This is a genomic window from Pseudomonas sp. FW507-12TSA, assembly GCF_058781435.1.
In genome coordinates this window covers 1-24,267 of the sequence record NZ_JBYSWT010000006.1, presented here as the reverse complement: position 1 = coordinate 24,267, position 24,267 = coordinate 1, and the positions used below count along the sequence as shown (strand labels likewise).

The window sequence follows — 24,267 nt, the reverse complement described above, 5'->3', positions numbered from 1 at the left end:
GGGCACCCTATGCGCCGCAAGCTCTTCCAAAGGCAGGCAATGCTGTTTCCCTTGCGAGTCTGGCTTCAAACGCGCATGGCGGAATCCAGCTTGGGGTGATTGTCTTTATAGTAAAGCTCCGCATCCGCGGCATCTTCCAGAAACCCCCAAACCGACCTTGCAAGTACGCAGGACAACAAGACAACCGTGAAGATCATTCCATATGCCCATAGCAAACCACCGATACCAAACTGCGTTACTGCAGAACCCATGAGCATATAGGAAGCCGAGTTCGCAAGCTGATTGATAACAAGAGTGGCTGCCGTCAATCGGATACGGACTCCAGGAGGCACTGAAACGGTTCTTTTATCCATCCCGACAAGAGCAATAGATGCACTACTAGCCCCTGCAACAAAGAGGCACAGAGCCAACTGCCAAACCTCTACCGAAAGAGCTGAAGCACTGAGAGAAGCAGTCAGCAGTGCCCAAAGCGCAAGGTACCTATTACGCTGATGCTTTTTTCCGGCAATAAAAGGACTAAGCCAAAACAGCCCCGCGACAGATCCCCCTGCAAATATAGCGTTGAATAGACCTACACTGCTTTCAGCAAGATCATGTGCATGGATCTGGTTCGGAACCAGCATGGGCAACGTAGCGCTAATGGCCAGACAGAGTAAAAGACCAGATAGAGTCAAGAACCGTTCTGGCGGAAGAATGAGTTTTAGTTTGATACCTAAAAACATGTCCTGGACGCGCTCGATAGAAGATTTTACCCGCGTCATATTAGGCTCCACACCATTGGGCAACATGAGTGCAAAAGCCAGGGCCGCCATACCCACCACTGAGGACAAAAGCAGGGCAGCTTGCGACGAAACAATGCCAATAGCAGCCCCTGCCAACAACGGCCCGACTACCCTACTGATAGTGACGATAATACGGCGGATGCGAAATGCATACTCTATACGATGCTTCTCTACTGTTTCAGCCGGATATATACCAAAGAGCGACTGGACAACGCCAAAGGCTGATACGGCAAAAATATCAATTATCGTTAAAGCCTCTATCGAATATGAAACAGAAACAGAAAAGTAACGAAGAATGCCCGTCAACAGAATTATCGTGCAACCGGCTTTGAGCGCGGTACCGCGCCGCATGCCCTCGACACGGGGGGCTAGAAACAGTATGGAAATGACGGCAGCGACGGCAAGAACTGTTTCGTAGGTCGCCAGTTCAAGTAAACCTCCCCGCTGCACGATGATAAGAGGTACCGTCGCGTTCCAGCAGCCGAGGTATATCCATATCAATGCTTCAAGGCAAAGGTATGTTCGGAAAATGTTCAAGCCATATATCCTTTCCCCACATGAGATCTACAACAGCCATTTTCCGCTGCAGACCTCATGTGCCACGATTATCCCGCTACGAAATGCTTGACATCGAAGCTATCCGCACTAACACCAAACTTTGAAAATAAATGTCCGTGCATCTTGTTTTTATATACATCGCGATTTTTCTCAAAGTACTCTCGATCGTACCACCTAACACCAAAAAACATAGTCAACCCCCTTACCACTGTCATCATCTGCCAGTCATAGAGAACTGACTCCAACGGTCGGGCAGCCAATCTCGCATCAGACTCCTTGACAGCTGTAATGCACCTATCGAGCTCATCCTTGCTCGAAAATAAAACCTCGCAGTTAGTTAAAGCAACTACCGGCTTATCAATCTCGCGCTCACCACTAATTACTACTTCGCATCGTTGAGATTCCATTCTATCCCTCTAGACATCGTCAATACATTCATATTTTGACAAGTTCATGACTCAGCAACGATCAAGAAGCATGCTGCTCGGGAATAACTTATCCTTTGATGAGGTCTAAAGTGCTCACGAATCAATTAGATGTTCAGAAAAACTGAACCCACCATGCTCCAAACCGAAACACCATGAACATATTCAGGAGCCTTCCAGTTGGTGTGGTGAGGCGCAGCGAACTATTTCATAGGTCAACGAAACTCTTCAAGGAGCAAAAAATTGTATGCTTATACTCAATATTCATATCCGGCACCATCTGCAATGAACAACCTGAAATGCTATTGCAGCACTGCCCAGGCAAAGGAAAACATCGAGATGGACATAAACACTCAATTAAAACTTTTTCCCTTGAGTAGATTAAGGCCAGATCGCTTCACTCTAAAACTCGGAGATCACCTCCCCCTCTGCAGAGTAGCCCAGTGACTCAGGCGCCACTGACGCAAGCCCATCACCAGCTTTGCCGCTGGGCTACCCCGCAACTGTCGGGGTCAACCGGACGGGACGCCCGATACCCGAGCCAGATGCCTTGCTTTCAGGCTCTGATGAAGGCTGGGAACAAACTCTTCGACGCAAGCGAAGGCTCGATCATTCATCGTCCCCGTAGTACTTGACGCCAATGCGGATGATGTCTCGTCCCTGGTCCTTGCGGTGGTGGTTGGTATCGCGCAGTGAGTAGATGCAACCGCAATACTCTTGCTGGTAGAAACGTTCGCGCTTGCTGATTTCGACCATCCGCGCCGAGCCGCCGCCCTTGCGCCAGGTGTAGTCCCAATAGGTGATCCCCGGGTACTTTTGCGCGCTGCGGATGCCGCTATCGGTGATTTGCTTCATGTCTTTCCAGCGCGAGATACCCAAGGAACTGGAAATCACACTGAAGTTGTTTTCATAGGCGTAGAGCGCAGTGCGTTCGAAGCGCATGTCAAGGCACATGGTGCAGCGCACGCCACGCTCGGGCTCATGTTCCATGCCTTTGGCGCGTTCGAACCAGTTGTCTTTGTCGTAGTCGGCATCGATGAACGGCACGTTGGCATTAGGGGTGTCCTGGATAGATCGCCCAGATGAAAAAACCAGAGCACGATGATGTGCTCCGGCAACCTTTAGGCAAACGTCGCTGGATGCGTGAAGCGCTCCGCGCAGATAGATGCTCAAACCGTGCTGTGTGCGGCGATGTTGCAATACTGCCCCTTGAAGTACAGCAATGGCTGCGTGGCGGCAGCTTCTTGCAAGTTCAAGGCTTTTACTTCACCAATCACGATCAGATGATCGCCTGCGGTGTGTTCGGCATGAATTTCGCAATCCAGCCAGTGCAGGCTACCGGCAATGATGGGGTTGCCCAGCGGTGACTCCTGCCATTGGACTCCGCGCCATTTGTCCGTGCCACGGCGAGCGAACTGGTTGGAAATACTGACCTGTTCACCTGAGAGGATATTGACGACGAACCGGCCGGCCTGGCGAATCCTTGGATAGCTGGCCGAGCTGGACATGACGCTGAACGACACCAGCGGCGGGCTCATCGAGACGCTGTAGAACGACTGGCAAGTGAAACCAATCGGCTCGCCATCGATGTGGGAGGTAATCACCGTGATACCGGATGCGTAGTGCCCGAGCGCTTCGCGAAAGCTCATAGGTTCGATAGCAGTACTAGGGAATGGCATATCAGGACCTGAATATTGGGTGCCGTACGAAAGTGCCAAGGAGGGCTGCAGTAGCTTGAGCTACCACCGCCCCTTTGGCATTCCTTGCGGCTCCAGCTAAGCACTAGTTCGAAAGTTCTCTTCGGACGATTTCCGCACCTGCGCTCAAAGCACCCAGCTTGCCTCTTGCTACTTTCCGAGACAAAGGCGCCATGCCGCAGTTGGTGCAAGGATAGAGCTTGTCGGCATCGACGAACTGCAGTGCTTTTCGCAGCGTGTTGGCTACTTCTTCTGGAGTTTCAATGACGTTGGAGGCGACGTCGATAGCGCCTACCATCACCTTTTTACCGCGAATGAGTTCTATGAGGTCCATCGGCACATGGGAGTTATGGCACTCCAGTGAAACTATATCGATGCTGGATTTCTGCAGCTTGGGGAAGGCTTCTTCATATTGCCGCCACTCTGATCCCAGGGTCTTTTTCCAGTCTGTATTGGCTTTTATGCCATAGCCATAGCAGATATGTACCGCTGTTTCACATTTGAGGCCTTCAATAGCGCGCTCTAATGTGGCAACGCCCCACTCGTTCACCTCATCGAAGAAGACATTGAACGCAGGCTCATCGAACTGGATGATATCGACACCAGCAGCCTCAAGCTCCCTGGCCTCTTGATTGAGGATCTTGGCGAACTCCCAAGCCAGTTTTTCGCGGCTTTTATAGTGGCTGTCATAAAGCGTATCGATCATCGTCATCGGACCTGGCAGGGCCCACTTTATGGGTTGCTTGGTTTGCTGGCGCAAGAACTTGGCATCTTCGACAAATACGGGTTTTTGGCGAGTGACCGCACCCACGACCGTCGGCACGCTGGCGTCATAGCGATCACGAATCCTGACGGTCTCGCGCTTCTCGAAATCGACACCGTCCAGATGCTCAATAAAGGTGGTGACGAAGTGCTGGCGGGTTTGTTCGCCATCACTGACGATATCAATGCCTGCCTGCTGCTGCTCTTGCAATGACAAGCGCAAAGCATCCTGCTTACCCTCGACCAGCTCTTCGCCTTGCAACTTCCAAGGTGACCAGAGTTTCTCTGGTTGTGCCAGCCAGGAAGGTTTGGGCAGGCTGCCAGCGGTTGAGGTAGGGAGCAATTTCTTCACAATAGATAACCTTGTATTTTTATCATTCAAAGGGCGTAATTTGCGGACCACTGCTCGAGAATGCCTTGGTAGGGCTTGATGAAGTGCTCCTCGACAAATTGTCCCTGTTCAATGGCCAAGCGACTGCGCTCTTCTCGGTCGTAGACAATTCGGGTCAATGAATAGTCCTGATTCTTCAGACTTGGCTGATAGGACTTCCCTGCCGCGGAATTTGCATTGTAGATTTCAGGCCGGTAAATCTTTTGAAAGGTATCCATCGTGCTGATGGTGCTGATCAACTCAAGATTAGTGTAGTCATCGAGCAAATCGCCGGAAAAATAAAAGGCCAGGGGCGCAGCACTGTTCGGCGGCATGAAATAGCGAACCTTCAACCCCATCTTGTTGAAATATTCATCCGTCAGGGAATATTCATCCTGTTGGTATTCCACACCCAATACAGGATGATTGTTTTCAGTTCGATGATAGGTTCTGCTACTCGAAACACTCAGGCATATGACTGGCGGCTTATTGAAATTCTGCTTGTACGCACTGGAGTTCACAAAGCACTTGAAGAGGTTGCCATGCAGGTCACCGAAGTTTTCCGGAGTGCTAAAATCTGGCCGCCCATTATTGTGCCCCAACAACAGCACGCTAAAGTCATAATCTCGCACATAAGACGAGAAGTTATTGCCGACAATGCCTTCGGTACGCACATTGGTCTGTCGATCGAGAATATTGGTTTTCAGTATTTCAATCAGCGGCAGGGAATCACCGCTATTGCCAACACCAAAATTCATCGCGACAGAGATGATTTCAAGTTCAACGGCGTAACGATCACCTTTGGGGTTATCCCAATGTGCCAAGGCATTGAAACGGTTATCTATCATTCTCAAGGTATTGCGCAAGTTCTCTTGGCGACTATTACCCCTGGCCAAGTTAGCGAAATTGGTAGTGATTCGTGTATTTTCGGAGGGTTGATAGTCCTCGTCAAAAGAAATGCTTTTAATCGAAAATAAAAATTCGCTACTCATTTCAATCAGACACCCTAAAAGAAGAGGCAAACCAGAGGCAACTAATCGGACCTTGACTCATTCCAATTTATTTTCCGGCTTCACTTAATATTCTTTGCGACACTCACAAGTTGCATGTATTTTATGCAAGCTGAATGATTGAGTGAAAATGAATTGATTTCACTGAGTCTTTAGCCATCTTCATGATGCGTTATACGGCCAACCGCAGAAGTTCTGCAGCACGGGGGCCTAGCCCCCCAGCAGCGCGCAACGCCATTGCCTGGGGCAATCCCGGCGTAGGCGACAGCATCCCCACCACAAACGCTGCAACGGCACCCGACTGGTGTTTGCCAGGGCACAAAAAAGCCCGCGGCACATGGGCGCGGGCTCGATCAGGGTTACAGCAGACATCGTTGAATCAGTGCCCTGCCGGCTCAGAAATTCGCCGGAGTGTTGGCACTGATGATCTCGGCCTCATCCTGGCCAATGTTCCTGAAGCTATGGGGCAAGGTGGTGGGGAAGTAGTAACCATCGCCCGGATTGAGCACGCTCACCTGGCCATCCACCGTCAGTTCCACGGTGCCACGGATCACCAGGCCGCACTCCTCGCCTTCGTTGTGCACGATCGGCTCTTCGCCAGAGCTGGCGCCCGGGGCGTACTGCTCGCGCAAAAAGCGCATCTGCCGGTTGGCCAGGGGTGCGCCGACCATCAACAGGCGCAGGCCATCACGGCCCAGGTCGGGTTGTTCGCTGGCACGGAATACGTATTGGTGCTCACGGGGCGGCTGGTCGAAGGTGAAGAAGTCGGCCAGGGACATGGGAATGCCTTCCAGCAGCTTTTTCAGGGAACTGACGGAGGGGCTGACGCGATTCTGTTCGATCAGGGAGATGGTGGCATTGGTAACGCCGCTACGCCGGGCCAGCTCGCGCTGGGAGAGGTTGTAGCTTTCGCGAACGAGTTTGAGTCGTGTGCCCGTGTCCATAACAGCCTTATGTGAGAGGAACTGGAGGGAATCGTGTGGCGGTTGGGTCGCGAAAATCGCGATCTGGCTGCCCCTGGAGCCGGAAAGGCGGCTATTTAAACATGTTTGACGGCGGTGCTGTAAAGGCTGGCGACAAGGGGTTTACGGGGATTTTACGGTGGATTTTCAGGGGCCTGGGAGGTAATGCGTTCGGCCGCGAAGCGGGCACCAAGCCTGTCGACGCGTGGTGCCTGGCAAACCGCGTCATCGTTCATCGCGAGCAAGCTGCGCTCCTGCATAGAACAGGAGCGCGGGCGTCCTTTCGGATTAGATGCCGAAACGGTCACGCAGGGCGTAATAGGCGGCGCCCATGGCGGTCAGCGGCGCCTGGAAGGTGCGGCCGCCGATCATCGGCATGTGCGGCAGCGAGGCGAAGGCGTTGAAGCGCTCGGCATCGCCACGAATCATCTCGGCGATCAGCTTGCCGGCCAGGTGCGAGCAGGTCACGCCATGGCCGCTGTAGCCTTGCATGTAGTAGGCGTTCTTCTCGATCCGGCCGAATTGCGGCATGCGCGACATGGTCAGCAGGAAGTTGCCGGTCCAGCGGTAGTCGATCTTCACGTCCTTGAGCTGGGGGAAGGTCTTGAGGATCTTCGGCCGGATCAGTTGCTCGATGTCGTTGGGCTCGCGGGCACCGTAGACCACCCCGCCGCCGTACAGCAGGCGGTTGTCACCGGTTAGACGGAAGTAGTCCAGCAGGTAGTTGCAGTCTTCCACGCAATAGTTGTTAGTGATCAGGCTGCGGGCCAGTGGTTCCGGCAGCTGTTCGGTGACCACGATCTGCGAGCCGCAGGGCATGCTCTTGCGGGTCACGCGCGGGTCCAGGTCCTGCTGCAGGTAGGCGTTGCCGGCGATCAGCAGATACTTGGCGCGGACCACGCCCTTGGCGGTGCGCACCACGTTGGGCTCGCCGTAGGTGATTTCCAGGGCCGCCGACTGCTCGAAGATCTTGCCGCCCAGGCCGATGACGGCGTTGGCCTCGCCCAGGGCCAGGTTCAGCGGGTGGATATGCCCGCCCTGCATGTCCAGCAAGCCGCCGACGTAGTTGCGGGTACCGACTTCGCGGTCGATCTGCGCCTTGTCCAGCAGCTTGAGGTTGTGGTTGCCCAGCCGTTCCCAGTTGCGCTTCTGCTCGGCCAGGCCCTTGAGCTGCTTGGGGTTCAGGGCGGCGAAGATGCCACCAGGACGGTAGTCGCACTGGATATCGTAGTGCTGGATGCGCTGGCGGATGATGTCCGCGCCTTCGAAGATCATGCTGCCGAGCACCTCGGCGCTCTTTTCCCCGTAGCGCTCTTCGATCACATCCACATCGCGGCTGTAGGAGTTGACCAGTTGCCCGCCGTTGCGCCCGCTGGCGCCAAAGCCGACCTTGGCCGACTCGAGCACGGTGACGCTGTAGCCGGCCTCGGCCAGGAAGAGCGCCGAGGACAGGCCGGTATAGCCGGCGCCGATCACACAGACATCGCACTCCACCAACTGGTCGAGCTCGGGGTAGTCGACGGTCCGGTTGCGGGTCGCCGCGTAATAGCTGTTCACGTAGGTTTGCATGTCGTAGTTCCCCAGCAGGTGCGGCTCGACCGCCCTGCCGTTGTTATAGGTCTTAGAGCTTGAGCCAGGTCGCCTTGAGCTCGGTGTACTTGTCGAAGGCATGCAGCGACTTGTCGCGGCCATTGCCCGACTGCTTGAAGCCACCGAACGGCGCGGTCATGTCGCCGCCGTCGTACTGGTTGACCCATACGCTGCCGGCGCGCAGGCCACGGGCGAAGCGATGGGCGCGGCTGAGGTCGCGGGTCCATACGGCAGCGGCCAGGCCGAAGATGCTGTCGTTGGCGATCTGCAACGCCTGTTCCTCGCTGTCGAACTCGATCACCGCCAGCACCGGGCCGAAGATCTCCTCGCGGGCGATGGTCATGGCGTTGGTCACCCCGTCGAAGACGGTCGGCTCGACATACAGGCCGCCGGTGCCTTGCAGGGTGCGCGCACCACCGGCCAACAGTCGCCCGCCCTGCTCCCGGCCGATGCCGATGTAGCGCAGCACGTTGTCCAGCTGGCGCTCATCGACCACGGCGCCGACGCGGCTGGCCGGGTCCAGCGCATGCCCGGGCTGCCAGGCCTTGAGCGCCTCCACCAGCAACGGCAGGAACTGCTCGCGGATCGACGCCTGCACCAGCAGCCGCGAGCCGGCAGTACAGACTTCGCCCTGGTTGAAGGCGATCGCCGCAGCCGCCGCTCGGGCCGCTTCGCCCAGGTCGGGTGCATCGGCGAACACCACGTTGGCGCTCTTGCCGCCGGCCTCCAGCCATACCCGCTTCATATTGCTCTGGCCGGAGTACTGCAGCAGTTGCTTGCCCACCGCGGTGGAGCCGGTGAAGGCCAGCACGTCCACGCCCATATGCAGGGCCAGGGCCCTGCCCACAGTGTGGCCGTAGCCCGGCAGGACGTTGAACACGCCCTTGGGAATGCCGGCGTCCAGGGCCAGCTGGGCGATGCGGATCGCGGTCAGCGGCGACTTTTCCGAAGGCTTGAGGATGAACGAGTTGCCCACCGCCAGGGCCGGGGCGAACTTCCAGCTGGCCATGATCAGCGGGAAATTCCACGGCACGATGGCCGCCACCACCCCCGAAGGCTCGCGGGTCACCAGGCCCAACTGGTCGTGGGGCGTGGCCGCCACTTCGTCGTAGAGCTTGTCGATGGCTTCGGCATTCCAGCGGATGGCGTTGGCCGTGGCCGGGATGTCGATGGCCAGGGAATCGCTGATGGGCTTGCCCATGTCCAGGGTCTCCAGGAGCGCCAGTTCTTCCTGGTGCTCGAGGATCAGCTCGGCAAAGCGGATCAGGATGCGCTTGCGCTCGGCCGGGGCCTTGCCCGACCACACGCCGCTGGCGAAGGCCTGGCGCGCCACGGCCACGGCATGATCGGCATCGGCCTGGTCGGTACTGGCGACATTGGCCAGGAAGCGCCCGTCCACCGGGCTCAGGCATTCGAAAGTGGCGCCGCCCTGGGCAGCGCAGTACTGGCCGTCGATGAAGGCGCGACCTTCCAGGGTGAGGGATTGGAAGCGCTGCTCCCAATCGCTGCGGGATCTAGTCATGGCAAATACTCAACGCGCGAGGACACACGGCCGTCAGACCGTGTGCAGGTACCAGTTGTATTCCAGGTCTGAGATGGAGTTCTCGAACTCCGCCAGCTCGCTTTCCTTGCAAGCCACGAACACGTCGATGTACATCGGGTCGATGTACCTGGCCATCACCTCGCTGTCGTCCAGCACGCGCAGGGCGTCGCGCAGGTTGCTCGGCAAGCTCGGCTCGCTCTGCTCGTAGGCGTTGCCCTCCATGGCTGGGCCGGGTTCGATCTGGTTGGTCAGGCCGTGGTGGATGCCCGACAGCACCGAGGCCATCAGCAGGTAGGGGTTGGCGTCGGCACCGGCCACCCGGTGTTCGATACGCACCGCGTCCGGCGAACCGGTGGGCACGCGCACGGCCACGGTGCGGTTGTCGATGCCCCAGGTCGGCGAGTTCGGCACGTAGAACTGGGCGCCGAAACGGCGGTAGGAGTTGACGTTGGGGCACAGGAAGGCCATCTGCTCCGGCAGGGTTTCCAGCACGCCGCCGATGGCATGGCGCAGGGCCACGTTGGTCTCGGGGTCTTCGCTGGCGAAGATGTTGTTGCCCTGTTTGTCGAGGATCGAGATGTGCACGTGCAGGCCGTTGCCCGCCTGGCCCGGGTAAGGCTTGGCCATGAAGGTGGTGTCCATCTCATGGTCGTAGGCGATGTTCTTCACCAGGCGCTTGAGCAGCACCGCGTAGTCGCAGGCCTTGATCGGGTCGGACACATGGTGCAGGTTGACCTCGAACTGCGCCGGGGCGCTTTCCTTGACGATGGCGTCGGCGGGGATGCCCTGCTCTTTCGCGCCTTCGAGGATGTCCTGCAGGCAGTCGACGTATTCGTCCAGATCGTCGATCAGGTAGACCTGGGTCGATTGCGGGCGCTTGCCGGAGATCGGCGAACGCGGCGATTGCGGCCGGCCGTTCACGTTGTCCTGGTCGATCAGGTAGAACTCCAGCTCGAAGGCGGCGCAGATGGTCAGGCCCAGCTCGTCGAACTTGCTCACCACCTGGCGCAGCACTTCGCGAGGGTCGGCGAAGAACGGCTGGCCCTCGATCTCGTGCATGGTCATCAGCAACTGCGCGGTGGGACGCTTCTGCCAGGGTTCGACGCTCAGGGTGCCGGGGATCGGGTAGCAGATGCGGTCGGCGTCGCCGATGTCCAGGCCCAGGCCGGTGCTTTCCACCGTGGAGCCGTTGATATCCAGGGCAAACAGCGAGGCCGGCAGGTTGATGCCCTTCTCATAGACCTTGTGCAGGGCGGTACGCTCGATGCGCTTGCCGCGCACCACACCGTTCATGTCCGCAATCAGCAGATCGACGTAGAGAACCTCGGGATGTTTTTTCAGGAAGGCGTTGGCTTCATTGAGCTGAATGGCACGCGGGGGGACCGACATGATGCACCTATCGTGTTAATTATTATGTTCACTGCGGTGACGCACCAGCAGTCAATCCGAAAGAAAAACCGAAGTCAATAGCCCCGCAGGGCTCCGCTTCGTTAATTATTTTGCCCCATTAAAACTAAATAAGCCTCAGCATCTGCGCCACTCAAGGCTTTCAGATGAAATGCGTTTAGAATTTTTTACATGGAAGTTGTTAATTAAAATCAACGAGGATAAGCTCTGGAAAAACTCGTTCCAGCGTGAATTTCGAGGTGATAAAAATGGCATTCAAGCCATTGATCGGCGTTACTGCGTGCGTCAAAGAGATCGGTCTGCATCCCTACCACGTCAGCGGCGACAAGTACTTGCGTGCGGTCAGCGTCGCGGCCGAGGGCCTGCCCCTGGTCATTCCTTCCCTGGCGGACCTGCTCGATATCCAGGATCTGCTGCACAACCTGGACGGGCTGTTGTTCACCGGCTCGCCATCCAATGTCGAACCCTTCCACTATCAGGGCCCGCCCAGCGAACCGGGTACCGCCCATGATCCGCAACGCGATGCCACCACCCTGCCCCTGCTGCGTGCGGCCGTCGCCGCCGGCGTGCCGGTGCTCGGTATCTGCCGCGGCTTCCAGGAAATGAACGTGGCCTTCGGTGGCAGCCTGCACCAGAAGGTCCACGAGCTGCCGGGCTTTCTCGATCACCGTGAAGCCGACGATCCGCGCATCGAGGTGCAGTACGCCCCGGCGCACCCGGTGGCGATCCAGCCCGGGGGGGTCTTCGCGGCCATGGGCCTGGATGGCGAGATCCAGGTCAACTCGATCCACAGCCAAGGCATCGATCGCCTGGCCCCGGGCCTGCGGGTCGAGGCCGTGGCGCCAGATGGCCTGATCGAGGCGGTATCGGTGGAACACAGCAAGGCCTTCGCCTTCGGCGTGCAGTGGCACCCAGAATGGCAGGTGCTGTCGAACCCGGCCTACCTGCGGATCTTCCAGGCCTTCGGCGACGCCTGCCGGCAACGAGCCGCACAGCGCCGCTAAGCCCTGCGCGTCGCGCATTTGCACCTGTAACAACACGCCCTGCCCCATGGCGCGTGCCCTCGTGCGCGCCCGACATTCGGCGTGAGCGACAAACGGCAAGACCACAACAACAAATAGCGTCAGGCCGCCAGGGAGGCGGCGCCGAATCAGCCCGCCCCCCCGGGCTGGCAATCAACCTTTAGGCCGGGCCGAATTGGCCGGGCCGCTGATATCTGTTGGGAGTTTCACATGGCAAACGCCTCCAGCACTTACCGGAAGGCCCTCGAAGGCCACCCGAGCCCGCAGAAGGTTCTGGTGAAGATCGATCGCGTGACCAAGAAGTTCGATGAAACCGTGGCCGTGGACGATGTGTCCCTGGAGATCCACCAAGGCGAGATCTTCGCCCTGCTGGGCGGTTCCGGCTCCGGCAAGTCCACCCTGCTGCGCATGCTCGCCGGGTTCGAGCGGCCCACCGAGGGACGCATCTTGCTGGATGGCGTGGACATCACCGACATGCCGCCCTACGAGCGGCCGATCAACATGATGTTCCAGTCCTATGCCTTGTTCCCCCACATGACCGTGGCCCAGAACATCGCCTTCGGCCTCAAGCAGGACCGTTTGCCGGCAGACGAGATCGAGGCCCGGGTCGGCGAGATGCTCAAGCTGGTGCACATGACCCAGTACGCCAAGCGCAAGCCGCACCAGCTCTCCGGCGGCCAGCGCCAGCGCGTGGCCCTGGCCCGCTCCCTGGCCAAGCGACCCAAGCTGCTGTTGCTCGACGAGCCCATGGGCGCCCTGGACAAGAAGCTGCGCTCGCAGATGCAGCTTGAACTGGTGGAGATCATCGAGCGCGTGGGCGTGACCTGCGTGATGGTGACCCACGACCAGGAAGAAGCCATGACCATGGCCCAGCGCATCGCCATCATGCACCTGGGCTGGATCGCCCAGACCGGCAGCCCGGTGGACATCTACGAAGCCCCGGTGAGCCGCCTGGTATGCGAGTTCATCGGCAACGTCAACGCCTTCGAAGGCACCGTCACCGAAGACCTGGAAGGCTACGCCATCATCGACTGCCCGGACCTGGCGCAGCAGATCTACGTCGGCCATGGAGTCAGCACCTCGGTCCAGGACAAGTCGGTGACCTACGCCATCCGCCCGGAGAAGATGCTGGTCACCACCCTCAAGCCGGAGTCGCGCTACAACTGGTCCCGGGGCAAGGTCCACGACATCGCCTACCTGGGCGGCCACTCGGTGTTCTACGTCGAGCTGCCCGGCGGCAAGATCGTCCAGTCGTTCATGGCCAACGCCGAACGTCGTGGCGCCCGGCCGACCTGGGATGACGAAGTCTACGTCTGGTGGGAAGACGACAGCGGCGTGGTACTGCGCGCATGAGGACCTCGACCATGACCCTGGACCGCAAACTGCTGCGCATGTTGCCCTCTGGCCGCAAGCTGGTGATCGGCATTCCCTTCCTCTGGCTGTTCCTGTTCTTCATGCTGCCGTTCTTCCTGGTGATGAAGATCAGCTTCTCCGAAGCGGCCCTGGCGATCCCGCCCTACACCGAGATTTATGCCTACGCCGAACAGAAGTTCCAGCTGCTGTTGAACCTGGGCAACTACGCCATGCTCGCCGGCGACGAGCTGTACCTCTCGGCCTACCTGGGCTCGCTGAAGGTGGCGCTGATCAGCACCCTGCTGTGCCTGGCGGTGGGGTTCCCCATGGCCTACGCCATCTCCCGGGCCAGCAAGGAAACCCAGAACGTGCTGGTGCTGCTGATCATGATGCCGACCTGGACCGCGATCCTGATCCGCGTCTATGCCTGGATGGGCATCCTCAGCAACAACGGCCTGCTCAACAGCTTCCTGCTGTGGACCGGGCTGATCAGCCAGCCGCTGGAGATCCTCAACACCAACCTCGCGGTGTACATCGGCGTGGTCTACGCCTACCTGCCGTTCATGGTGCTGCCGCTGTACGCCAACCTGGTCAAGCATGACCAGAGCCTGCTGGAAGCCGCCGCCGACCTGGGTTCGAGCAACTTCAACAGCTTCTGGAAGATCACCGTGCCCCTGGCCAAGAACGGCATCATCGCCGGTTGCATGCTGGTGTTCATCCCGGTGGTGGGCGAGTTCGTGATCCCGGAACTGCTGGGCGGCCCGGAGACCCTGATGATCGGCCGCGTGCTGTGGCAGGAGTTCTTCAACAACCGTGACTGGCCGGTGGCCTCGGCCCTGGCGGTGGTGATGCTGGCGATCCTGATCGTGCCGATCCTGCTGTTCAACCGCAGCCAGGCCAAAGAGATGGAGGGACGGGCATGAAACGCTTCGAATTTTCCAAACTGATGCTGGTGCTCGGCTTATCGTTCATCTACCTGCCGATGCTGATCCTGGTGATCTACTCGTTCAACGCCTCCAAGCTGGTGACGGTGTGGGGCGGCTGGTCGGTGAAATGGTACGTGGGCCTGCTGGACAACCAGCAACTGATGGGCTCGGTACTGCGCTCCCTGGAAATCGCCTGCTACACCGCCGTGGCGGCGGTGGCCCTGGGCACCCTGGCGGCCTTCGTGCTGACCCGGGTCACCCGCTTCAAGGGCCGCACCCTGTTCGGCGGCCTGGTCACCGCGCCGCTGGTGATGCCCGAGGTGATCACCGGCCTGTCGCTGTTGCTGCTGTTCGTGGCCATGGCGCAATTGATCGGCTGGCCCATGGAGCGTGGGATCGCCACCATCTGGATCGCCCACACGACGTTCTGCGCAGCCTACGTAGCCGTGGTAGTCTCCGCGCGCCTGCGTGAACTGGACCTGTCCATCGAAGAAGCGGCCATGGACTTGGGAGCGCGGCCCTTCAAGGTGTTCTTCCTGATTACCATCCCGATGATCGCGCCGTCCCTGGCGGCGGGCGGCATGATGTCCTTCGCCCTGTCGCTGGACGACCTGGTGCTGGCCAGCTTCGTGTCCGGCCCGGGCTCCACCACCTTGCCGATGGAAGTCTTCTCGGCGGTGCGCCTGGGGGTCAAGCCGGAGATCAACGCGGTGGCCAGCCTGATTTTGCTGGCGGTATCGCTGGTGACCTTCCTGGTCTGGTACTTCGGCCGACGCGCCGAGGAAGCCCGCAAGCGGGCGATCCAGGAGGCCATGGAGTTCACGGCCAACGAAGCGTGGAGCCCCACACCCGCCAGGCCCCAGGCCAAGCGGCAGCCGGCGACGGCTTGAACCCTTGCGTGACAAGGCCGCCCCGGCGGCCGTTTTGAGAATAAGAATGGAGTTGTCTTGATGAAAATGCCTGGCAGGATATGGTCCGCCAAACTGCTGCTGACACTGTCCCTGACCGGCGCCCTGGTCGCCGGCGCCCAAGCTGGCGACAAAGTGCTGCGCGTCTATAACTGGTCGGACTACATCGCCCCGGACACCCTGAAGAAGTTCGAGGCCGAGACCGGCATCCACGTGACCTACGACGTCTTCGACAGCAACGAGACCCTGGAAGCGCGACTGCTGACCGGCAAGTCGGGCTACGACATCGTGGTGCCGTCCAACAGCTTCCTGGCCAAGCAGATCAAGGCCGGGGTCTACCAGGAACTGGACAAGTCCAAGCTGCCCAACTGGCAGAACCTCAACCCGGTGCTGCTCAAGAACGCTTCCGCCAGCGACCCGGGCAATGCCCATGCCTTCCCCTACATGTGGGGTTCGATCGGCATCGGCTACAACCCGGCCAAGGTCAAGGCGGCCCTGGGCAGCGACGCACCGGTCAACTCCTGGGACCTGCTGTTCAAGCCCGAGAACGCCGAGAAGCTCAAGGCCTGCGGCATCAGCTTCCTCGACTCGCCCACCGAGATGCTCCCGGCCGCCCTGCACTACCTGGGCTACCCGGCGGCCAGCAAGGACAAGGCGCAGATCCTCGAGGCCGAGGCGCTGTTCATGAAGATCCGCCCGTCGGTGACCTACTTCCATTCCTCCAAGTACATCTCGGACCTGGCCAACGGCAACATCTGCGTGGCCGTGGGTTACTCCGGCGACGTGCTGCAGGCCCGCTCGCGCGCCGAAGAAGCGGGCAACAAGGAGAAAGTCGCGTTCAGCATTCCCAAGGAAGGCGCCGGCAGTTTCTACGACATGATGGCCATCCCCAAGGACGCCACCAACGTCGACAACGCCTACCTGTTCATGAACTTCCTGATGCGCGCGGACATCATCGCCGAGGTCACCAACGGCCTGGGCTACAGCAACGCCAATGCCGCCGCCACACCGCTGGTGGACGAGGCGATCCGCAACGATCCGGCCTCCTACCCGCCCCAGGACGTGCTGGCCACCCTGTATGCGGTGCCCGACCAGCCGATCCCGATCCAGCGCGTGATGAACCGCGGCTGGACCCGGATCAAGCTGGGCAAGTGATGTTCCGGCGCCCGTGCTCCCGCCGGCGCCCTCCCTCTTCCGTTCACGTCGCGCCTTACCACCGCGACACTCCTGCGAACGGCTTCACCCGGCTCCCTCGGTTGGGGTGAAACCTTGGCGCCTGCGGGCGCCTTTTTTCATGCTGCCTGCCACCTTCTGCGCATAGCCACTGCCCAGGTCTTGCTGGGCGTTGCGGCCATTGACGCGTGCAGTGGAGGCCTCGAGGTCGCTTCGTGTAGCCGCTGCCGCAGGCTGCGTACGGGCGCACAGCGGCCGCCGAGGCTCGACCTTGTCGCAACCTCGCAGGCTCGGCAGCGGCCATAGCACAATGGTATTTTTGCCGCGCGCCACCAGGCGCCGTCATGACCTACAGGGAATCGTATCGATGCATACCGCCGTCCAGCCTTGCCCAGTGCCCAGCCCATCCAGCATCGCCAACCTGGCCGTCGGGGCAAGCTTCATCGATTGCCGCCAGGTGCTGGCCGACGACCCCGAGCGCAGCGCCATGCGCCACCTGCTGGGCCTGATGAGCCGGACGCCGGCCTGGATCGACCGGATGATGGCCCTGCGTAATCGCGTGGTGCAGCTGGTCGGCCTCAAGGACCTGGGCCGCCTGACCCGCATCGACCTGGCACGAGCCGATGAGGACTACCAGCCAGGCCAGCGGGTCGGCATCTTCACCCTGGTGTCGCAGACGCCCGACGAGGTGCTAGTGGTGGACCGCGACAAGCACCTGGACGTGTACCTGTCCCTGAATCGCCTGGCCCTGAACGACGACGGGCAACGGCCGGTGGTGCTGTCCACCGTGGTGCACCCGCACAACCTGCTGGGGCGCCTGTACATGCTGCCGGTGGCGCCCTTCCACCGGATCATCGCGCCCATGACCCTGGCCAATATCAACCGCTGCTGAACCGCTGCGCCCAGGATTGGAGCGCCCGATGCCAAGGCCAGGCGGGACTTTTCCTGGCAAGGCAGCAGAAAAATCCTGCCGATTGACGTTTTTCGCCGTCTATCTGCCGCTTTCAGCCTTGCCGGCCGGCCCAGTCTCTACGATTCTGTAGAAACCCACCTTGGGGCGGCCGGCGCCGCCCCCTGCAGAACAACCGGAGCGCCCCCAATGAAGAGCGTCGCAGAACTGCTGAAACTCAAGGCCAAGCACCATCAGCAAGTGCACACCATCGCCCCGCAGCAGATGGTGCTGGAAGCCCTGATGCTGATGGCCGAGAAAAACGTCGGCGCCTTGCCGGTCCTGGAAAACGGCGCAGTGGTCGGGGTCATCAGCGAACGCGACTATGCGCGCAAGCTGGTGCTGCACGGGCGCTCCTCGGTAGGCACGCCGGTGAGCGCGATCATGAGCTCGCCGGTGATCACCGTGGACTCGCACCAGAATGTCGAGACCTGCATGAGCATCATGACCGACAACCACCTGCGCCACCTGCCCGTGGTGGAGAACGGCCAGTTGCTGGGCCTGCTCTCCATCGGCGACCTGGTCAAGGAAGCGATCGCCGAACAGGCCGACCTGATCCGCCAGCTGGAGCAGTACATCCGCGGCGAGTGATGCTTTCCAGGGGCCGGACCTTCGGCTCCTCCCACCACCCCGAGGACCAGCGCAGGCCTTGGCCACTCCTGCCAATCACGGACAACGCCATGGGCAGCGGGGATATCTGCCTGCCCGGAACTCGCCAAGCCCGGGCCCAGGCATACGACGCAGATTGCCTGGCACGGGTGATGCTCCTGCCTCGCTGGCCGGCAGCGCCGCCACTGGCCACGCGTTTTTTAACAACCTGCAATAGTAAATCCAGCCTGCACACCCGGCCCCTATGCATCCTGCGAGCCCCTGTTCCAGGGCCCGGCAGCTCCCTGGTGGCGCACTGGGGCGTTCAGCAACAACCCCTGGATCAGCATCGCGCCGGCAATTTATGGCAGGACTTGCCGTCGGGTCTTGTTACCATTGCGCACATTTGCGTGAAGCTTTGATGACAGGCAGGTTATCTGTGAATTTTATCCGTCGTTGCCTACAACACCCCCTTGCCCCCCTGTGCACCCTGTTCGGCCTTCTGCTGCTGATCCCCATGGGCGCGCGCCTGGCCCTGGGCTGGTCGAACCCGCTGGGCTACCTTTCCGACCTGGCCAGCGCCAGCCTGCTCACCGTGCTGCTGTACCGCCGACGCTGGTGGCTGGCCTTGCCGGTGCTGGTGATCTGGGCCCTGCTGACCCTGGTCAGCGCCGAGCTGGTCAGCGCCGTGGGCCGCATGCCCAACGTCGCCGACCTGCACTACCTGGTGGACCCGCAATTCGTCGAGAACTCCACTGGCGGCGGCCAGGCCCACCCCGAACTGGGCCTGGCGCTGCTGCTGGGCCTGGTGCTGTGGCTGGTGGTGCAGCGCAGCAGTCGCGGGGTATCGCTGCCGGCGCTGCCTCGCCACGCCTGGAGCCTGCCGGCGGTGCTGCTGCTGGCCCACGGTGGCATCCAGTACCTCAAGCCCAGCGAGGCTGACCAATGGCAGTTGTTCAACCTGCCGCACCAGGCCCTGGCCACTGCCGTGGGCCAGGCGCAGATCCGCGTCGAAGACTGGCTCGATGGTGACGCCCCAGACGCGCCAGTGCAGATGGCCGGCCTGACCAACCTGGATCTTGCGGGCCAGCCGCTGCTGCCCAGCGCCGGCCGGGCGCGCAACGTGCTGCTGATCGCCCTGGAAGGCATTCCCGGCGCCTATATCAAGACCAACCGCGAAGCGCTGCATAGCCGCTACCAGGAAAACCTGATGCCCAAGCTCAGCGCCTGGGCCGAACGCGGGATGAACACCCCCGACTACGTACTGCACAGCCACCAGACCATCCGTGGCCTGTACGCCATGCTCTGCGGCGACTACGACAAGCTGGACAACGGCACGCCCAAGGGCGTGGAGATGCTGACCCAGAACCAGCGCAACAAGGCCTGCCTGCCGGCGCAGATGCACAAGTTCGGCTTCCAGACCCACTACTTGCAGGGTGCCGGCCTGCGCTTCATGGCCAAGGACAAGATCATGCCGCACATCGGCTTCGATTCGACCCATGGCCTGGAATGGTTCAACAACCCCAATTACCTGGAATTTCCCTGGGGCAAGGATGACAAGGCGTTCTTCGAAGGCGCCCTGGGCTACATCGACCAGCTGAAGAAGAACAAGCAGCCGTGGATGCTCACCCTACTGACCGTCGGCACCCACCAGCCCTACTCGGCCCCCGAGGAGTACCTGGAACGCTATGACACGCCCAAGCAGGCTGCGGTCGGTTACCTGGACGACGCCATCGGCAACTTCCTCGGGGGCCTGGAGCGCAAGGGCGTGCTCAAGGACACCCTGGTGATCATCACGTCCGATGAGTCCCACGGCATCGACGGCGTGCGCCTGGCCTCGTCCTGGGGCTTCAACCTGATGCTGGCCCCGGACCAGCAACTGTTGCCGCACATCAAGTCCGGCACCTATGGCCATGTCGACCTCAGTGCCTCGGTGCTGGACTACTTCGCCCTGCCGGTGCCCGCCAGTCTCAGCGGCCGCTCGTTGTTCCGCGACTATGCCGGGGGCCGGGAAATCATGTCCTACACCAACGGCAAGCTGCGCTACCACGACGGCCAGGGCACCTTCACCGAGTGTGATTTCCAGCAGCGCTGCCGCAACTACGCCAGCCCCGGCTTCATCGCCGACAGCGCCAGCTTCCTGACCCAGTACGGCGGCCAGCGGGCCCGGCTGGTCAGCGCCCGGGCGGCGAACCTGGACCGCAGCCTGTTGCAATCGCCGCTGAACCAGCACTACCAGTTCGGCAGCCCGGCGATCATCCCGCTGCAAGCGCAGATCAAGGACGACTGGGCCGACAACCTGATCGGCGCCCAGTACCTGGAAATGCCCAAGGGCTCGCAGACCCGGGTGCGCTTCACGGTGCGCTCGGCCGATCCGCAGCAGAACGCCTACATCCTGCTCAAGGGCAAGGAACTGGAACAGGACGTGCCCCTGGGCCTGCCGGACGAAATGCTGGTGACCCCGGACCAGCCCCTGCAGATGGATTTCCGCTTCGACAACCCGCAGACCCGCAAGGCATTCTCCTTCCACCTGCTGGGCTATGGCCTGGGCGCCGTGGAAGTCAGCGACTTCAGCGTGATCACCGAACTGCCGGGCCAGGAAGACAACAACGTGGACATGTCCCTGGAGGACGACAGCGAGCATTCCAGCTGATCCACGGGCGGGCCTGCCCATGCCCTGCGGCAGGCCCCACGGTAATCCGGAACCTGGTCCAGGTTCCGCCACCTGCTGACGGGCGCTGGCGCAACGCCGGCTTTGCGGCTATTTCTACCAGGCCTGCCTGAACGAGCCCCGAGCATGAACCAACCCGCCGCGCCATCCCTGGAACGACTCGCCGCCGCCCTGGACACCCAGTCTTTCATGGTCTTGACCGGAGCCGGTATCAGCACCCCTTCGGGCATCCCCGACTACCGCGACAACGAAGGCGTGCGCCGTGGGCGGCAACCGATGATGTACCAGGAATTCCTCAACCAGAGCGAAGCCCGCCGGCGCTACTGGGCCCGGGCCATGCTTGGCTGGCCGCGCATCCGCCAGGCCCGGCCGAACGCCGCGCACCTGGCCCTGGCGCAGTTGCAGGCCAAGGGGCGGATCGCCGGGGTGATCACCCAGAACGTCGACACCCTGCACGACCAGGCTGGCAGCCCCGGGGTCATCGAACTCCACGGCAGCTTGCACTGGGTACTGTGCCTGGACTGCAACCAGCGCAGCGAGCGCGACGCCATCCAGCAACAGTTGGAGGCACAGAACCCGTACCTGGCCGGCGTCGACGCAGTACAGGCGCCCGATGGCGATACCCTGCTGGACCCGGCCTTCGAGGCACGCTTCCAGGTGCCCCACTGCCCCCACTGCCAGGGCGCGCGGCTCAAGCCCGACGTGGTGTTCTTCGGCGAGAACGTGGCCCCGCCCACGGCCGCCGAGGCCTGGAGTGCGGTACATGAAGCCGGCGGCCTGCTGGTGGTGGGATCGTCGCTGATGGCCTACTCGGCCTTTCGCCTGTGCCGGGCGGTGGTCGAGCAAGGCAAGCCGCTGCTGGCCATCAATTTCGGCAAGACCCGCGCCGATGCGTTGCTGGACCTCAAGCTGGAGCAGCCCTGCGACCAGGCCCTGCCCTGGCTCGCCGAACGCCTGGGCAGTTGAATCAGGCAGGCAGGCGCTGGCCGAGGCTGGCCTCGCGCAGGATGTCGAACAAGGCCTGGGCCGCGGTGGACAGCTCTTCTCCCGGCTTGGTCAGTACCCCGATGGTCCGCTCCACTACCGGCTCGCCGAGGGTGATGCAGTGCCCACCCAGTTCACGCATCTGCCCGGCACACAAGGCCGGTACCGCGCTCACCCCAAGACCGCTGGCGACCATGCGGCCCACGGTCGCCAACTGGTGGCTCTCGAACTCCACCGGCAACTGCACGCCCTGGGCCCGCAGATGCTCCTCGAGCATGACCCGCACCGTGGAGGGGCGCTGCAGGGTGATGAAGGGCTCCTGCAACAGCGTCTGCCAGTCGATCTCGCTGCGCTGTGCCAGGGGCGACTCCCGGGACACCACGGCGACGAAGCGATCGACATACAGCGGGGTGAACGCCAGCGAAGTGCTGTCCTGGGGTTCGAAGGCCACCCCCAGCTCGACTTCGCGGTCGCGGACCATCTCCAGCACCTGCTCGTTGATCACATCGTTGACCGTGACGTTGACCTGCGGGTAGCGGGCCCGGAACTGCTTGAGGATCGGCGGCAGCAGGTTGCCGGCGAAGGACGGCATGGCCGCCAGGGTCACCCGACCGCGTTGCAGGGTGAAGCGCTGGCGCATTTCGTCCTCGGCGTTGTCCCAGTCGGCGATCAGGCGCCGGGCCAGGGGCAACAGCGCCTCGCCCTCGGGCGTCAGGGCGACGTTGCGCGTATTGCGGGTGAACAAGCGTCCGCCCAGGCCCTCTTCCAGGGCCTTGATGGTCAGGCTCAGCGCCGACTGCGAGAGGTGCAGGCGCTCACAGGCCAGGGCGAAACTCATGCTGTGGGCCACCGCCAGGAAGGCCCTTATCTGTTTGACCGTCATCCATCATCCTCAGGAGGCGCAGCGACAGGCCACAAGCTATAAGCTTGCAGCTTGCAGCTTGCAGCTTGCAGCTTGCAGCTTGCAGCTTGCAGCTTGCAGCTCATTATGCTGTTTTTCAAATCAATCAACCTTAAAAATCAACTTAACAAATCAATCCCATGGCGCAACACTGATCCCACAACGGCTGGCCAGCCGCCAACGAACAAGAAAGAGGATGGTGCATATGGCAGGTTTCGATAAGCGCGTGGCGTCCTACGAGGAAGCCCTGGAAGGTCTGCAAGACGGCATGACCGTGATCGCCGGGGGCTTCGGCCTGTGCGGCATTCCCGAGAACCTGATCGCCGAGATCAAGCGCCGGGGGACCCGCGACCTGACCGTGGTATCCAACAACTGCGGCGTCGACGGCTTCGGCCTGGGCGTGCTGCTCGAAGACCGCCAGATCAGCAAGGTGGTGGCCTCCTATGTCGGCGAGAACGCCCTGTTCGAGCAGCAACTGCTCAGCGGCGAGATCGAGGTGGTACTGACCCCCCAGGGCACCCTGGCGGAAAAAATGCGCGCAGGCGGCGCCGGCATCCCGGCCTTCTTCACCGCCACCGGCGTCGGTACTCCCGTGGCCGAAGGCAAGGAAACCCGCCAGTTCAATGGCCGCACCTACCTGATGGAAGAGTCCATCACCGGTGACTTCGCCATCGTCAAGGGCTGGAAGGCCGACCACTTCGGCAACGTGATCTATCGCCATACCGCACAGAACTTCAACCCCCTGGCGGCCACCGCCGGCAAGATCACCGTGGTCGAGGTGGAAGAAATCGTCGAGCCGGGCGAACTGGACCCGGCGCAGATCCACACCCCGGGCATCTACGTCGACCGGGTCATCTGCGGCACCTTCGAGAAGCGCATCGAACAGCGCACCGTGCGCAAGTGATCGCCCTTCCCCAGCCCGACTAAAAGGACAATAAACATGGCTCTTACCCGCGAACAAATGGCTCAGCGCGTCGCCCGCGAACTGCAGGACGGCTACTACGTGAACCTGGGCATCGGTATCCCGACCCTGGTGGCCAACTACATCCCCGACGGCATGGAAGTCATGCTGCAATCGGAAAACGGCCTCCTGGGCATGGGCGCCTTCCCCACCGAGGACCAGATCGACGCCGACATGATCAACGCCGGCAAGCAGACCGTGACCGCACGCATCGGCGCATCGATCTTCTCCTCCGCCGAATCCTTCGCGATGATCCGCGGCGGCCACATCGACCTCACCGTGCTCGGCGCCTTCGAAGTGGACGTGCAGGGCAACATCGCCTCGTGGATGATCCCCGGCAAGCTGGTCAAGGGCATGGGCGGCGCCATGGACCTGGTGGCCGGTGCCGACAACATCATCGTCACCATGACCCACGCGTCCAAGGACGGCGAGTCCAAGCTGCTCAGCCGCTGCAGCCTGCCGCTGACCGGCGCGCAATGCATCAAGCGCGTGCTCACCGACCTGGCCTACCTCGAAATCGAGGATGGCGCCTTCATCCTCAAGGAGCGCGCCCCCGGGGTCAGCGTCGAGGAAATCGTCAGCAAGACCGCCGGCAAGCTGATCGTGCCGGACCACGTTCCCGAAATGCAGTTCGCCTGAGGAGCCCATCATGCAAGACGTCGTAATCGTTGCCGCTACCCGCACCGCCGTGGGCACTTTCCAGGGCTCGCTGGCGGCCATTCCCG

The 24,267-nt window shown here is 61.1% G+C and carries 22 protein-coding genes; 12 read left to right on the top strand and 10 right to left on the bottom strand.

Going from position 1 to position 24,267, the window contains the following annotated elements; all coding sequences use genetic code 11:
* Window positions 1-65: 65 nt before the first annotated feature.
* The 9 genes from AC3WK8_RS07585 to AC3WK8_RS07545 form a co-directional block, all read right to left on the bottom strand.
* Entirely contained in the window at window positions 66-1,319 is a 1,254-nt protein-coding gene (locus AC3WK8_RS07585) for an MFS transporter (protein ID WP_103323951.1), read from the bottom strand.
* A 1,055-nt stretch (window positions 1,320-2,374) separates the two neighbouring features.
* Window positions 2,375-2,812, bottom strand: a complete 438-nt coding sequence (locus AC3WK8_RS07580; protein ID WP_256592204.1) for an epoxyqueuosine reductase QueH — start codon at window positions 2,810-2,812, stop codon at window positions 2,375-2,377.
* Between the two features lie 122 nt (window positions 2,813-2,934).
* Complete coding sequence (locus tag AC3WK8_RS07575) at window positions 2,935-3,444, bottom strand: flavin reductase family protein (protein ID WP_103323953.1); 510 nt, start codon at window positions 3,442-3,444, stop codon at window positions 2,935-2,937.
* 103 nt (window positions 3,445-3,547) lie between these two features.
* Complete coding sequence (locus tag AC3WK8_RS07570) at window positions 3,548-4,576, bottom strand: methionine synthase (protein WP_172681676.1); 1,029 nt, start codon at window positions 4,574-4,576, stop codon at window positions 3,548-3,550.
* A 26-nt stretch (window positions 4,577-4,602) separates the two neighbouring features.
* The gene (locus AC3WK8_RS07565) at window positions 4,603-5,586 is read right to left on the bottom strand and encodes a DUF1852 domain-containing protein (protein WP_103323954.1); all 984 of its coding nucleotides are present in this window, start codon (window positions 5,584-5,586) and stop codon (window positions 4,603-4,605) included.
* 413 nt (window positions 5,587-5,999) lie between these two features.
* On the bottom strand, window positions 6,000-6,548 hold the full coding sequence (locus AC3WK8_RS07560; RefSeq protein ID WP_022641033.1) for a cupin domain-containing protein: 549 nt from the start codon (window positions 6,546-6,548) through the stop codon (window positions 6,000-6,002).
* 306 nt (window positions 6,549-6,854) lie between these two features.
* Entirely contained in the window at window positions 6,855-8,135 is a 1,281-nt protein-coding gene (locus AC3WK8_RS07555; RefSeq protein WP_103323955.1) for an NAD(P)/FAD-dependent oxidoreductase, read from the bottom strand.
* A 52-nt stretch (window positions 8,136-8,187) separates the two neighbouring features.
* Window positions 8,188-9,678, bottom strand: a complete 1,491-nt coding sequence (locus AC3WK8_RS07550) for an aldehyde dehydrogenase (protein WP_103323956.1) — start codon at window positions 9,676-9,678, stop codon at window positions 8,188-8,190.
* 33 nt (window positions 9,679-9,711) lie between these two features.
* Complete coding sequence (locus tag AC3WK8_RS07545; RefSeq protein WP_103323957.1) at window positions 9,712-11,088, bottom strand: glutamine synthetase family protein; 1,377 nt, start codon at window positions 11,086-11,088, stop codon at window positions 9,712-9,714.
* A 266-nt stretch (window positions 11,089-11,354) separates the two neighbouring features.
* Here AC3WK8_RS07545 and AC3WK8_RS07540 point away from each other — a divergent pair, with 266 nt between their 5' ends.
* From AC3WK8_RS07540 to AC3WK8_RS07500, 9 genes are all read left to right on the top strand, one after another.
* Window positions 11,355-12,110, top strand: a complete 756-nt coding sequence (locus tag AC3WK8_RS07540) for a gamma-glutamyl-gamma-aminobutyrate hydrolase family protein (RefSeq protein ID WP_103323958.1) — start codon at window positions 11,355-11,357, stop codon at window positions 12,108-12,110.
* 228 nt (window positions 12,111-12,338) lie between these two features.
* A complete protein-coding gene (gene potA / locus AC3WK8_RS07535) occupies window positions 12,339-13,481 on the top strand; it encodes a polyamine ABC transporter ATP-binding protein (protein ID WP_207245005.1) in 1,143 nt (380 codons plus the stop codon).
* 41 nt (window positions 13,482-13,522) lie between these two features.
* Entirely contained in the window at window positions 13,523-14,404 is an 882-nt protein-coding gene (locus AC3WK8_RS07530) for an ABC transporter permease subunit (RefSeq protein WP_164487352.1), read from the top strand.
* On the top strand, window positions 14,401-15,297 hold the full coding sequence (locus AC3WK8_RS07525; protein WP_022641040.1) for an ABC transporter permease subunit: 897 nt from the start codon (window positions 14,401-14,403) through the stop codon (window positions 15,295-15,297). Before AC3WK8_RS07530 ends, AC3WK8_RS07525 begins: the two co-directional genes overlap by 4 nt.
* A 60-nt stretch (window positions 15,298-15,357) precedes the next feature.
* Complete coding sequence (locus AC3WK8_RS07520; RefSeq protein ID WP_103323959.1) at window positions 15,358-16,470, top strand: polyamine ABC transporter substrate-binding protein; 1,113 nt, start codon at window positions 15,358-15,360, stop codon at window positions 16,468-16,470.
* A 385-nt stretch (window positions 16,471-16,855) separates the two neighbouring features.
* Window positions 16,856-17,380 (top strand): DUF2867 domain-containing protein, encoded by a 525-nt coding sequence (locus tag AC3WK8_RS07515; RefSeq protein ID WP_085596654.1) that lies wholly within the window; start codon window positions 16,856-16,858, stop codon window positions 17,378-17,380.
* Window positions 17,381-17,587: 207 nt separating this feature from the next.
* Window positions 17,588-18,028, top strand: coding sequence for a CBS domain-containing protein (locus AC3WK8_RS07510; RefSeq protein WP_022641043.1), 441 nt, complete (start codon window positions 17,588-17,590; stop codon window positions 18,026-18,028).
* A gap of 418 nt (window positions 18,029-18,446) precedes the next feature.
* Window positions 18,447-20,678 (top strand): LTA synthase family protein, encoded by a 2,232-nt coding sequence (locus AC3WK8_RS07505; RefSeq protein WP_207245004.1) that lies wholly within the window; start codon window positions 18,447-18,449, stop codon window positions 20,676-20,678.
* Window positions 20,679-20,822: 144 nt separating this feature from the next.
* Window positions 20,823-21,662: an NAD-dependent protein deacetylase gene (locus AC3WK8_RS07500; protein ID WP_103323961.1), complete on the top strand. Its 840-nt coding sequence runs from the start codon at window positions 20,823-20,825 to the stop codon at window positions 21,660-21,662.
* Window position 21,663: 1 nt separating this feature from the next.
* Here the strand turns inward: AC3WK8_RS07500 and AC3WK8_RS07495 are convergent, their stop codons facing one another.
* Window positions 21,664-22,563, bottom strand: coding sequence for a LysR family transcriptional regulator (locus AC3WK8_RS07495; RefSeq protein ID WP_103323962.1), 900 nt, complete (start codon window positions 22,561-22,563; stop codon window positions 21,664-21,666).
* Window positions 22,564-22,786: 223 nt separating this feature from the next.
* On the opposite strand from AC3WK8_RS07495, the gene AC3WK8_RS07490 reads away from it, so the two are divergent.
* From AC3WK8_RS07490 to AC3WK8_RS07480, 3 genes are all read left to right on the top strand, one after another.
* Window positions 22,787-23,485 (top strand): CoA transferase subunit A, encoded by a 699-nt coding sequence (locus AC3WK8_RS07490; protein WP_085596668.1) that lies wholly within the window; start codon window positions 22,787-22,789, stop codon window positions 23,483-23,485.
* A gap of 36 nt (window positions 23,486-23,521) precedes the next feature.
* Complete coding sequence (locus tag AC3WK8_RS07485) at window positions 23,522-24,181, top strand: CoA transferase subunit B (RefSeq protein ID WP_031320552.1); 660 nt, start codon at window positions 23,522-23,524, stop codon at window positions 24,179-24,181.
* Between the two features lie 10 nt (window positions 24,182-24,191).
* Window positions 24,192-24,267, top strand: a 76-nt coding sequence (locus tag AC3WK8_RS07480; RefSeq protein ID WP_256592208.1) for a hypothetical protein, incomplete at its 3' end; no start/stop codon positions are given.